This window comes from Natronorubrum halobium, assembly GCF_051351675.1.
Classification (GTDB): Archaea; Halobacteriota; Halobacteria; order Halobacteriales; family Natrialbaceae; genus Natronorubrum.
Genome location: NZ_CP195595.1, coordinates 2319034 through 2331686, shown reverse-complemented (window position 1 = coordinate 2331686; position 12653 = coordinate 2319034). Strand labels below are relative to the sequence as shown.

The 12653-nt window shown below is 62.1% G+C and carries 7 protein-coding genes; 1 reads left to right on the top strand and 6 read right to left on the bottom strand.

Annotated elements, in window-relative coordinates; all coding sequences use genetic code 11:
* Positions 1 to 16: 16 nt before the first annotated feature.
* Together ACSFC7_RS11525 and ACSFC7_RS11520 are read right to left on the bottom strand one after the other, a co-directional pair.
* Positions 17 to 196, bottom strand: coding sequence for a DUF7563 family protein (locus tag ACSFC7_RS11525; RefSeq protein WP_436347827.1), 180 nt, complete (start codon positions 194 to 196; stop codon positions 17 to 19).
* A gap of 677 nt (positions 197 to 873) precedes the next feature.
* The gene (locus tag ACSFC7_RS11520) at positions 874 to 3393 is read right to left on the bottom strand and encodes a bacterio-opsin activator domain-containing protein (protein WP_436347826.1); all 2520 of its coding nucleotides are present in this window, start codon (positions 3391 to 3393) and stop codon (positions 874 to 876) included.
* A 756-nt stretch (positions 3394 to 4149) separates the two neighbouring features.
* Between ACSFC7_RS11520 and ACSFC7_RS11515 the strand changes: the two genes are divergently transcribed.
* The gene (locus tag ACSFC7_RS11515; RefSeq protein WP_436347825.1) at positions 4150 to 6534 is read left to right on the top strand and encodes a S8 family serine peptidase; all 2385 of its coding nucleotides are present in this window, start codon (positions 4150 to 4152) and stop codon (positions 6532 to 6534) included.
* Between the two features lie 60 nt (positions 6535 to 6594).
* Here ACSFC7_RS11515 and ACSFC7_RS11510 read toward each other — a convergent pair whose 3' ends face one another.
* The 4 genes from ACSFC7_RS11510 to ACSFC7_RS11495 form a co-directional block, all read right to left on the bottom strand.
* Positions 6595 to 6804 (bottom strand): hypothetical protein, encoded by a 210-nt coding sequence (locus tag ACSFC7_RS11510; RefSeq protein WP_436347824.1) that lies wholly within the window; start codon positions 6802 to 6804, stop codon positions 6595 to 6597.
* Between the two features lie 519 nt (positions 6805 to 7323).
* Positions 7324 to 7497, bottom strand: coding sequence for a hypothetical protein (locus ACSFC7_RS11505; RefSeq protein WP_436347823.1), 174 nt, complete (start codon positions 7495 to 7497; stop codon positions 7324 to 7326).
* A gap of 165 nt (positions 7498 to 7662) precedes the next feature.
* Complete coding sequence (locus ACSFC7_RS11500; protein ID WP_436347822.1) at positions 7663 to 10917, bottom strand: bacterio-opsin activator domain-containing protein; 3255 nt, start codon at positions 10915 to 10917, stop codon at positions 7663 to 7665.
* Positions 10918 to 11519: 602 nt separating this feature from the next.
* Entirely contained in the window at positions 11520 to 12338 is an 819-nt protein-coding gene (locus ACSFC7_RS11495) for a hypothetical protein (protein ID WP_436347821.1), read from the bottom strand.
* Between the last annotated feature and the right edge of the window lie 315 nt (positions 12339 to 12653).

The window sequence follows — 12653 nt, the reverse complement described above, 5'->3', positions numbered from 1 at the left end:
GCTTCTCGTTACCTTCTCATACGCGTTGCTCGAGTGTGAAGGGAGCAGTCCGTGCGCCACGGTCGGACGAGAGACGCTCCCGTTGCCGTGCCGGCTCCGCACAGTACAGACAGGCCCTCACGCTACCGTCGTTGTCTCCGAACACGCGCGTGTACGCTCGAGAGAGGTCGCTCCCGCAGGTGTTACAGGAGTGCATTGTCGACGCGGAGTGCGCTGGTTTCCTCGGTTTCGTAGGCGGCCATGATGAGGCCGACGACTTCGGGATTCGATGGCTCGTACCCGAGTTGCCGTTCCATACTGGTTTTGATCTCTTCGAATCGGTTACTCTTCGAACCGTAGAGTTTGATGTGTGATGTCATGGGTTGGTCTGACTGTCTCCGCGACCGCAGATTGCCGCCCAACGGCGACTCGCACGCCGGTATCCGTCGAGATCGTTCTCGAGGCCACCGGCAGGGGTGACGGTGATGGCGACGGCGACACACCGTGGCAGTTCCGGATCGTGTCGCGCCGACGCTCGTCGCCCGAGATAGCAGCAATCGACCGGTTCGTGAACGAACTCCGAACGACGGTCAACAGCTACTATACGATCACAAACGACACGCTATGGTACGAGTTATCCGCCTATGTGGTTGGATGACGTACAACCTAGATCCATCGGTCGGCTCGCATTCGTGGTCTCGTCTGCCGGTTTTGGAGACCGCGCCGCGCTATCGACCGAATAACTCGGTGCGCTTGCGGCTCTCCGCCGCGCGAGCGTGCAGATCTCTGTCGCTCGAGCGGGCAACTCCCCGTCGCGCGAGTCGACAGCTGAGCGAAAACGGGCCACGAAGACGGCTCGCGCCCAGCGGTGGCCGTAACATCCGTTCGACCACCTCATTCGTCGCGATCCGTTTCGTGGGCGAATACCATCGACAGCAGTTTCCGCTGCGCCATGCGGAGGTGATTGTTGAACGTGGGTTGCGAGATTCCGAGAACCTCGGCGGTCTCTTCCCCGGTCCTATCCCGAGGAATTTCGAAGTAGCCGCTCACGAACGCCGTCTCGAGCGCCTCGAACTGTTTTGCCGTCAGTGCGTTCTCGAGTTCCGAACGGAATCCGTAGCCGGATTCGTCGATGAACTCGTGATCCTGTCGTCGGACGAGCGTCGAATCCGGATACAGCCGGGTGAAGAAGTCGACGAACTCCCTGACGTTCGTGTGCTCGGGAAGCGAAACGACCAGGTGTCCCGCGACTTCCGACGTCGAAATCGTCTTCGGAACGACCCCGTACTCGAGCAGGTGGCCAACGACGCTGTCTTCGGTAAACGTACACTCGAACAGGTGTTTGTCCTCCCGGCTCGTGACGAGTCGCGTCTCGGTAACTGACGGCGATCGGATGGCGAGTTCGAGAACCGTTTCGGCCGATGCCCCGTCGGTCGTGAAGAAGCCGCGAATCGATCCGTCGGGTCGCGAAACGACCGTCTCGAACTCGACCGTACATCCCGTTTCTCGCGCCCACTCGAGGAACTGGATCCCTCGATCACGGATGTGGAACTCGAGTTCGACGTCTCCCCGACCGACGAGGGCCATTCTCGTCTCGATGGCGTGCATCGCGTGTGCGACCCACCGGGCGAGCGCCTCGAATATCTCGCGTTCGGTTTCGTCGAATGCGCCCGGCTGTTCGCTGTACACAGTCAGTCCGCCGTATGTTCGTTCCCGAAAGACGAGGGGGACGGCGACGACGGATCGGTATCCTCGCGTAATCGCATCCTGTCGCCAGCGTTCGTCGGTCGGTCCCGTCGGCAACTGCCGCACGACACGCGACTCGAGCGTCTGGATCGCACCCGCCATCGGTTCGTTCTGTTCGACGAGCGCGCTCACACTGGAATCGAGGCTCTCGAGGTAGCGCTTCTCGGACCCGGCCCACGCTCGGTCGCGGATCTCCTCGTCGACCTCGTCGAGCGCGGCGATTCTGGCAAACGCGTACCGCTCACTCGAGACGAGTTGCTCACAGATTCGCTTCTCGAGTTCGTCTCGGGTCCACGCGCCGCCGATCACTCGAGCGACGCCCCGAACGAGTTCGACCGTGCTGTCGAGGCGTTCGGTGCTCACGGTCGCCGCTTCGAGCCGTCGTTCACACGCATCGAGTCGCCGTCGAGCGTCGAGGCGATCCAGCGCCAGCCCAGTAGTTGCACCGACGAGACGGACGAACGCGTGATCGAGCGGCGTCGGCCGTGCTCCCTCGAGCGTCCCCGCGACGAGAACGCCGTGGGTTCCGACCGGCGTGACGAGGGCACGGGCTGTGGCGGGATCTCGGACGGGAACGTCCGGCCGAGTGTGTACATCGGCGACGAGCGCTGGTTCGCGTTCGACGAAGGCGTTCCAGACGGCCGTCGATTCCTCGTCGAACGGTAACGTGACGGCCGCGTCTTCGAACCGAGGAGTCACCGCCCGACGCCGGAGTGCGTCGATTTTCTCGTCGTACAGGTAGACGGCGGCGACCGCCGACTCGTTTTCGTTTTCGATCGTCTCGACGACGGCCTCACAGAGATCTCGAACGGTGGACGCCTCGTCCCCGAAACGCGTCGCAAAGAGCGTTTCGACCCTCACGAGTGCACGCTCGAGACCGATGGTGCCGTGATCGCCGCCGGCGACGGTGGGACGGTGACCGCGGTCGAAGGCGGTACAGACGTACCGCTCTCGAGTCGCGCCGGCGAGCGATACGAGCGCGGGGAACGTACGCCCGTCTCCGCTGCGTGCAGTCGCTTCCCCGACTGCGCTCCCTCGGGAGTGTACGCGTTCGACGACGTCGTCGAGCGCGGTCGCGTCGTCGTCCACGAACACGGTCGCCCACGGTTCACCGACGAGTTGCTCCGGGTCGTGGCCGTGAAGTTCGGCGTAGCTCGCGCTGACGGCAACGAACCGCAGCGATTCGTTCAGTAGACAACTGCCGTGCAGTACGTCGATGTCCGGTACGTTCGATCGGTCGGCGCCGGTTCTCTGCTGGTGGCGTGCGACTGCAGTCGCTACTCTCGAGGCGAGTACCCAGTATCCGGCGTCGTCCGCGTCCGTTCGCAGGTAATCCGTCGCCCCCGCCGACAGCGCTTCACCGACGAGTTCGGCGGCTCGAACCTCCGAAAAAACGATGTACGGGAGACCGGGTGCTGATTTCCGAACGTCCCGCAACACGTCCAGCCCGTCGAACGCCGGTGGCCGTATCTCGCTGACGACGCAGTCGACCGTGTCGAGCGATCGAACCACGTCTTCGGCCTCGGAGGCGGTCGTTACGTCGATCCCGAACTCGTCTTCGAAAACGGGTTTCACGGCTTCAGCGGTCGTGTTACCTGTGTCGACGAAGAGGACCTGGATCGAATCGTTCGAATCCGAAGAACCCCGTGACGGCGTCGTGCTACTCATCGATGGTCACTCCGATCGGCCGGACCTACCCGCGAGGCGGCCGGATGCGCACCCGGTGTCGTCCGTGCTCGCTGCGCTCGCCCCGGGTCGGTCGATTCGTCCGCTCGACGGTATCGATTTTCCAGTCTCTCGAGCGGAGCAGTACACACGCCCTGTAGGACGCGACACAGGCATAGAAACGCGAAGCCAATGCTCGTAATCGCTCGGGACCGACGTACGTTATCCGCGTTCGCTCGGCAGCGCCGACCGACGAGCGGGCGATCGCTCAGTGTTGGGGACGCATCACACGACGACCCCACTCTATCAATCCGTACAGTCACTTTCCTGACTTTCTGGCCTGGAAAACAGCAAGCAAGCAACGGGAAGAGAAGGATGATCGAACGAAGACACTATTCGGATAGATTCGTCCTGAGCGTCGGACTATCCACGTAGCGCCAGCGGTTTTGGTCGTGTCCAAAAGAGTCCCTGTCGAAGAACGATATGACCGAACAGGGACGATCCCACCCGATCGACGAAGCATCCACGCCAGCCCTCCCGGACGATCGAGAGAAGTGCGAAGCCCGTCGCGGCGAGGGGCTGTCGGTGCGGTCGATTACCGCCGAAACCGTGCCGTTTCTGATACGCACCCCGAGACGGTATCTCCGTACGGCTCTGCTTTCGTTACTCGGTCTACTTCTCTTCGTTTTACCGCTCACTGTTCGACAGGGGACTACGCGACGGTCGATCCTCGGGTCGTTCGGTGTCGGTCTCGTCGGTTTGTTCGGTGCCATCACGGCGTCCGCCGAGGACACGAACGGAGACGGTGACGAGAACGGGGACGAGGATCGATACGTCGTCGGTCTCGAGGCGGGAACGTCGACCGCTAGCGTCTCCCGAGGTGCGACGCAGCTGTACCGATCGCTGAACCTCTCGTCGGGCGGGAGCGTCGTGGTCGGCGATTTCGACGAGGGTGTCCGTCGGAAGCTCGAGGCCCGATCGGACGTGAGATACGTCGAGAAAGACCACGTCCGCCGACAACAGCTCCACAGCGCCGTCGAACCGTCGGAGAGCGTGGATCTGTCCGACGAACAGGAGACGCCGTGGGGCGTCGAACGGATCGGCGCCACGGATTTCCACGGAAAGGGAGGAACGGAGTTGGGCGCGACGGTCGCGATTCTCGACTCCGGGATCGATCCCGAACACGAGAGTCTCGAGGTGGCCGACGGCGAAGCGTTCACCGAGTGTAACGGCGGCTTCTGTGCGACCGAGTGGGACGACGAAATCGGTCACGGGACCCACTGTGCGGGGACTGTCGCTGCACAGGACAACGGTACTGGCGTCGTCGGAGCCGCTCCCGACGTGGATCTCTGTGCGCTCAAAGTCCTCGCAGGTGACGGTTCGGGCTACGATTCGGACATCGCAGCCGCCATCGAGTGGTGTGCGGACAACGACATTGACGTCATCAACCTGAGTCTCGGCGGGAGCGACGAGGCACAGGTGCTCGAGGATGCCCTGCGGTACGCGTACGACCGCGGCGTGCTCGTCGTTGCTGCGGCGGGCAACGGCGGTTCAGTCGCCGGAGTCGACTATCCCGCCGGCTACGACGAGTGTATCGCCGTCGGTGCGACGGACGACCGGGACGAGGTTCCGGACTGGTCGGCCCGCGGCGACGGAATCGAACTCGTGGCACCGGGTGACGCCATCCTATCGACGCTGCCCGACGACGAGTACGCCTATCTGGAGGGGACGTCCATGTCGACGCCGCACGTCGCGGCCATCGGTGCTCAGCTGATGAGCCAGGGGGTTCCACACGCCGAAAACACCGACGACGTCGACGATCCCGGTGGCGCTCGAGGACTCCTCCGTGAAACCGCGGAAGACGTCGGCTTCGACGAGGACGAGCAGGGGTTCGGTCTCCTCAACGCGTTCGACGCCTTCGAGGAACTCGAACCGATCACCACCGAGGACGTCACCGACGTTCGTGCGACCACCGCGACGCTCAACGGGTCGGTCAGATCGATCGAGAACGCGTCCGAGGTCGACGTCTGCTTCGAGTGGCGCGAATCGGACGAGTCCGAGTGGACCGAGACGGAAACGGAGTCGATCGAGCCCGGAGACGAGTTCAGCGTCGCAATCGACGAGCTGACGCCCGAAACCGAGTACGACGTCCGTGGCGTCCTCGACGACGGCGACGAGACCGCGACGGCGAACGTGGAGACGTTCGCGACCGGACTCGACGAGCTCGCCGTCGAAACGGGCGACGTCGAGGCGATCGATCACCGAACGATTCAGGGGGTCGGGAAACTCGAAGGGCTGGGCGACGCCGAAAGCGTCGAGGTATCGTTCAGCGTTCGGCGAGACGGCGACGAGTGGGAGGAAACCGACTCGCAGGACCGCGACTCGATCGGGACGTACGAGGACGACATTGCGGGACTCGAGCCCGAAACCGAATACGAGGTCGAAGCCGTTGCCGACGGAAGTAACGAGCGGACGAGCGGCGAGACGGCGACGGTCGAAACCGACCCGGAACCCGGAATTCCGGAGATCGAACGGTTCGAACTCACCGACGACAGCAACGGTCAGTTCGTTCGGTGCAACGTCCACTGGGGCGTTGCAGATCGCGACGGCGACCTCGAACTCGTCGCGACCGAACTTCGTTACGCGGACGACGACGAGGAACTCCACCGCGTCGCGTCCGAGATCGAAGGCGGCGAGGAGAGCGGCATCCACACGGTCAGAAACAGCGATCGCTTCGAGGGCGCCGGCGAGGAGTACGAAATCACGCTGACGGTTACGGACGCCGAGGGGAACGTCACCGAAGAGACCGAGGAAACGTCGCTCGACGAGCGCTCTCCGGCGCCCGGTATCGACCGGTTCGAGGTCACGACCGACGACTTCCTCGGAACGCCCGAAGCCGTCGTCGACTGGGCGGTCTCGGACGACGGCGAGGAACTCGACGGCGTCGAACTCGAGTTGTGTCGCGACGACGAGGTGGTCGACGAGTCGAGTTCGATGGCGAGGGGCGAGGAAGCGTCGGGAACCGACTCGCTCAGAGACGGAGCCGCCGACGACGACGAAGCGGCGTACGACGTCACGATACGGGTGACCGACTACTTCGAACAGACGACCGAAGAAACGACGCGAGTGACCCTCGGGGAGTGATCGGCACTCGAACGACGTCCAGTGAACACTCCGGCTACCGGTAGGTGGTCGGGAGTCGACTCAGGGTCGCTTTTCGGTGGTCGTAACGGTGTCCGAACCGAGCCCCGCCATCAGGAGCCCGAGGACTTCCGGGTTGCTCAGCTCGTAGCCCATCCGCTCGCTCAACTCGAGTTTGACTTCTTCGAACCGGTGTGCCTTCGATCCGTGAAGTTTGATGTGTGTCGTCATCGCACCGTCCGGTGGCCGTTCGTCGCTTCGTTGTGGTGCCAATTACCACCGGAGAAGATCGGCTCAGCAGCGGTAGGGGGTCTCCTCGTCCGACTCTGGACCGTCGGTTCAGTTCCGCCGAACACGTCGATCACGTCTCCGTGTCCCGAACCCGATTGTCCTGTTCGCGTCGTACTTTCAATTCTCTCGCGATTACGTACGCGTATTCGGGGACGATACCCCCCGTTCTGCAAAAGTGTTCCCAGGCGACCTGCTCGTCGCCACGTGGGTTCCTCCTGGGTCGTGTCTGTAGCTTCTGAACCATGATTGCGATCTTCTCGACACGACTCTGGCCGTTCGACCGAAGTGGCTTCGTGTCGTCTACAGAGGGGGCCACCTCGAACCTAAACCCCGGTCGAAGCGACGGTGTGGATCGGGAAGACCCGGGACTATTCGACGGCGAGTGCGTTCGAACGGCACACCCACGACGCGCGGACGACTCCCGACCAACCGATCGCTCGAGTTCCGGACGACCGGTCGGCCGACGACGCGACCCTTTGCGGACTCGAGTCGAACCGTCGTTCACACCACGTGTTTGAGCGAGACCGCAAACGTCGAACTGAGCCAGGCCGTCTCTCGATGCTCGTCGTAGATCGTGACTACCCCGTTGCGATCGATATCGGCGACGATGGTCGTCGGAATGAGTGGGTGTTCGGGGTTGGTACGTTGACCGTCGGAACTATCGTACGATACCATGAGTTGCGTGAGTTTTCGATGCGCAGCGGTCGTTCGCGTTCTACGTAGCCACCACACACGTCTTCCCGTTCGTTACGAGGCCCGAGAACAACCGTCGGACGCCGAATTACGTCAACTCCTCCGACCGGAATACGTTAGCAGGTAGTCGTACCGTCCGTCCCGTGTTCACTCGGACTGGTCGTCGAGGAATGCCCGAAGGAGGCTCCAAATACCCTTTCGCAAGTGCTGATGGAGCGTCGACGAGGAGATATCCATCGATGTCGCGAGTTCCTCCGCGGTGATCGCTCGAGGCCAGTCGTAGTAGCCGGAGGCGTACGCCGACTCGAGCGCCGAACGCTGCTTCTCCGTGAGACCGTCGTCGACGGCCTGGCGAAACTCCGTTGCGGTCTCGATCGATCGATCGCGCTCCCGTTTCGCTACGAGTTCCACGTTCGAGAACTGCTCGTCGAATAGGGAGACGATTTTACGGACGTCGGCCGTCTGCGGGGTCTCGAGAACGATTCGCGCTTCACCACCGATGGCGACCGCGGATTGGAGAGTTGCACCGGCCTGCAGGGCGACGTGTGCCGTCGACTTCGACGTGAGCGTCTGGAGCAGGAGGCTATCGTCGCCCTCGCTGATCACGCGTGCGTTTTCGATCTGCGCGGAGTTCGCAGCGACCTCCAGAACCGATGTCGGATCACTGCCCGTGACCGTGTGGTAGTTGAGGATCTTCCCCGCCTCGATCGGAACCGATCGCTCGAACCGGCATTCGCAGTCGAGTTCGGAGGAAACGGCGAGGTAGAACCGCTGTGGATCCTCGACGAGAAGCACCAGTTCGATCACCGAGTCGGTCAGTAACAGCCGCCTGTTCCTGGTCGCGTTGATGGCGAACCCGGTCACCTTCCCGAGCGATTCGAATCCACTTACCGTCTCTTCGCTGAAGGGACTGCCGCCCGTACCGTTTACCACCAGTACGCCGAGCAGCTGATCGCCGTACGTGAGGGGGATCGCTGCGGTGGACAGGACTTCCGTGGACGACTCCTCACCGTTCGGGTACTCACCCGCGAACTGGTAGGATCTCACGACCTCGAGCGAACCGGTCTCGAGCATCCGTTCGACGGTCCCGCGTCCGACGCTCGAGATCGACATCTCGTTGATCGCCTCGAGATCGTCGTCCGTGATTCCGAACCCGACACGGGTCGTGATTCGGTCGGTGTTCGCCTCGATATCACCGATCCACGCGCTCTGGTACAGTTCGGTGTCGACCAGCTGTTCACAGATCGTTTGTTCGAGTTCTTCGCGCGTCGTCGCCTCGAGGAGTCGACGACCGATCTCCTGAACGAGATTGTTGATCTGGTTGTGCGTTTCGAGTTGATCACGCTGCTGGCGCATCTCCTGTTCGTGCGTTCTGAGTTGCCGAACTCGCTCCGCCCGAGCGATCGCAGTTCTCGCGTTGACGGCCAGCATTTCGACGAGTTGTACGTTGCGTTCGTCGAGTTCCTCCTCGCTGTCGGAGACGATAGTAAGAACACCGTATTCTCCCACCGGCACGTGTAGACTCGAGTGATCGTTCCCTCGCCGTTCGGGCGCTCGGTGGTTGATCACCGTCTGCCTTTCTCGGAACGCGTGACCGGCGAGGGTCGCTTCGAGGTCGTACGCCCGCTGCGTTTCGAGCAGCGCTTCGGCCGCGTCCGTAAGCGCGACGCAATCGAGGCGATTCGTGTCCGAATCGAAGAGACGCATACAGGCCCGCTCGAAGCCGAGAACGTCCTCGACCGTGTCGACACTCGTCTGGCAGACCGCCTCGCTATCCTCTGCCGCCATCAACGATCGGAGACCGTCGGTAAGCGCCTCGAGTTGCTGCTCCTGAGCTTTCCGCTCGGTAATATCGCGAGCGATGCAGACCGAGGAGCCGTCGGCGAGCACGGAGAGCGAGATCTCCAGCGGAACGTCGTCGCCCGTCCGGGATCTCCCGATCGCCTCTCCGCGCCACGATCCCCGCTCGGACACTACCGGGAGCACCTCGGACTCGTAGCGTTCGATTTCGCCCGAGCCGAAGAGATCCATCCAGCTCGTTCCGACGAGTTCGCTCGAATCGTCGTATCCGAACAGGTCGGCGTACACGTCGTTCACGTACGTGAACACGACGTCTTCGTTCGCGATCGCCATCCCGTCGATGGCTGCGTCGATAACCGCGGAACGCTGGCGAAGCAGCCGCTCGTGCTCGAGTCGGTCGAACGCCGTTCGCGCGTGTTTTCCGAGGATCTCGATGAGTTCCTGCAGGGGGGCGTCGATCTCCTCGTTGCCGGTGGAACTGACTGCCAGTAGACCGTGCGTTCCGAGCGGAACGACGAGCCGTTTGTCGAGTCCCATCTCCGGATGTGCCGGATTTGTGACCGTCTCGTACGCTTCGAGAATCATCGGCTCGCCGTCCTCGAAAACCGTCATCTCGGCCGTCTCGGCGGTGATCGGCGCGATGGGTTCCGCCGCCGATCCGCCCGATGCACTGGTGGCTTCCTGGCTCGCGGCCGTAGCGCGAAGGACGTCCTCGTCGTCAGTAGCACACCACACTGCCGCGAACGTTCGTTGCAGTACCGTTTCGACGACGTCGACGGTGATCTGCCCGACTTGCTCGGAAGTTTCAGCGACCATGAGTTCTCGAGCCGCTTCGTTGAGTGCCTCGAGTCGACGTTCGTATTCGGTTCGTTGGACGTACGTATGGACGCTTGCGAGCACGCGCAGCCGATCCGAGCGTCCGATCGTCGACGTCGAGATCACTACGCGGACGTCTTCGCCACCTCCGCCCCGGAGCCTGATATCGTTACTCCAACCCCATCCTTCATCGATCGTCGCCGAGAGGAGCGTTCGAAGCGAATCTTCGTCGCTCGGAGCGAGGGCTGCGAGTTCGAGCGAGCGAACGTCGTCGCTCGAGTGATCGAGAAGATCTCGAAATCGATCGTTGCAGTCGGTGATCCTCCACGATTCGGGATCGAAGGCGGCGATTCCGATGGACGGGTGCTCGAATACGGGTTCGAACGTCGACCTCGGCGCTCGTACTGTAGGTGAGTCGTCACCGCCCGCGAGTTCGTGAAAATTGGCGATATACAGCGGGTCGTCGGTCCGCGTCGCACGGTGCAGTGCGAGAGTGACTGGAACCTCGCGGCCGCGGTGGTCCAGAAATGCAAACGGAACCGTTTCTTCCTTTGTTCCCGTCGTTCGCCGCTGGAGGCGGTCAAATACCGATCGCTGGTCGTCCGGGAGCAGTTCGCCGACCGATCGCTCGAGCAACTCTCCGGGTGCGTATCCGAGTAGTTCCCGTGCGGCCCGGTTGGCGAAAACGATCGTTCCGTCGGCCTCGAAACTGACCACACCTTCGGTAACGGTTTCTATCACGTCCTCGAAAAACGTGTCGTCGACTCGGGGAGATGCGGCGTTCATCAGCGTAATTTGACGCCTCCTGAAGAGATAAGTGTTCCATACAAAATTACGAAATAATAGTCTTGCATTAGAAACAGAACAGTATAACCACTCGAAACGTGGTTGTCAAGGATTAGCACGGTTACGGATCGCGACAACGAGGCGGACTCGATAGCGGGAGGGAAGCTGCCGGGCTCGCCTACGGAATCGTCCTCGTATCGTCCGTCGTTCCCGCGTTGGTCGGTGTGATGACGGAGATGGTACCACCCGTGCCAGACTGGAGCGTCCGGAGTCTGCTGGGCCACGCCGTGTACGGCGTCGTTCTGTGACTGTTGTATACGCTCCTCGCGCGATAACGGGGCTCGAGGAATCCCATTCGATTTCGACCGGGGTTCTCGCGTCACTGCGTCTTTGTTGTGTCGACGGTCCCGAGTTCTCGACGGCTTCGCCGCCGTTCGGTCCCGGATCGGTTTCGACGAGCGACGGGGGAGCACTCACGCTGTACGTCGCCGCCGTACCGAACGCGTAGTCCGGATCCGACCAGTCTCGACTCGCCCCCTCGAACGTGGTGGATCCGACGGCGTACGTCCTCTCCAAAGGCGGTTCAGGACCAACCGCGGGTATCATTCATCGTTCGTGTCGCCGTCTTTCTTCGTTTCGTTTCCGCCGTCATCGCCGTCTCCCTCAGTTTCGTTTCCGCCGTCATCGCCGTCTCCCTCAGTTACATTTCCGCCGTCATCGCTGTCTCCCTCAGTTACATTTCCGCCGTCATCGCCGTCTCCCTCAGTTTCGTTTCTGCCGTCGTCGCCGTCGTTTCCGTCGTCACTATCGCCACCATCTCCGCCATTATCGTCGCTCTGCGTTTCGTCGTCTCCTTCGCCTTCCTCGTCAGGGTCGCTCTCCCCCTCGGCGTCTGGCTCCGCTTCATCCCCTTCCTCGTCGGCCGGCTCTTCCGACTCGAACGTCTCCGCAATTCGAGTGAGCAACTCGCGCCACTCGAGCGATTCCGAGAGATACGCGTCGATCCACTCGCTGTCGATCGAAAAGCGATCGAGCGGCTCTTGATCGTCCGGATCGAAGGCGGTCGCGTCGAGGTGCGTCGACGACAGCCCGTATTCGATAGTGCTCGTATACCCGTCTGCGATCAGTTCGATTTCCGCAGCAACGTCGTCTTCGGTGGTTCCGCTCGCGTCGTATCCTATTTCGATACCGTCGTCAACCGCGTCGACGACCACCTCGTCGAATCCGCTCGCCTCGAGTTCGGAACCGAACTGCTCGAGGATGTCGGCGTCGCTCAACTCCTCGCTCTCCGTGCCCGCTCCAGTACCCGACGCCGATCGATTGTCGGTCTCGTCCGCTTCGGGGTCGCCGTCGGACTCCGCCGTCGAACAGCCCGCCAGGACCACTCCAACAACCGCTGTCAGCAATGTGCGTCGTCTCATAGCGATACCAGTCTCGGCACCCTTTTTAACAGGCGACGAACGATGACCGCGAGTAGAGAAGGGACGGGTGGATTCCGCTCCCCGATTCACGACCCGACCGTAGCGCTCGAAATCGATCGGACGGAACGGAGGGATAGCAAGCCGCTTTCGAAGCGACCGGCGATCGACGTACGCCGACTCGTTACGATGCTCCGTCTAGTCCGAAACCACGCACGAAACAGGTCCGGTCGTCTCTTCTGAAACCTACTTATCGAGGCATCGAGGCGACGATACCGGCTGTCGGTCACGCAGATGGGCCGCGAAAAACACATAATT

What these genes read in the sequence shown, in the direction of transcription:
- ACSFC7_RS11505 (WP_436347823.1), bottom strand. Translation starts at nt 7,497, where the DNA reads ATGGTATCGTACGATAGTTCCGACGGTCAACGTACCAACCCCGAACAC.
- ACSFC7_RS11500 (WP_436347822.1), bottom strand. Translation starts at nt 10,917, where the DNA reads ATGAACGCCGCATCTCCCCGAGTCGACGACACGTTTTTCGAGGACGTG.
- ACSFC7_RS11520 (WP_436347826.1), bottom strand. Translation starts at nt 3,393, where the DNA reads ATGAGTAGCACGACGCCGTCACGGGGTTCTTCGGATTCGAACGATTCG.
- ACSFC7_RS11495 (WP_436347821.1), bottom strand. Translation starts at nt 12,338, where the DNA reads ATGAGACGACGCACATTGCTGACAGCGGTTGTTGGAGTGGTCCTGGCG.
- ACSFC7_RS11525 (WP_436347827.1), bottom strand. Translation starts at nt 196, where the DNA reads ATGCACTCCTGTAACACCTGCGGGAGCGACCTCTCTCGAGCGTACACG.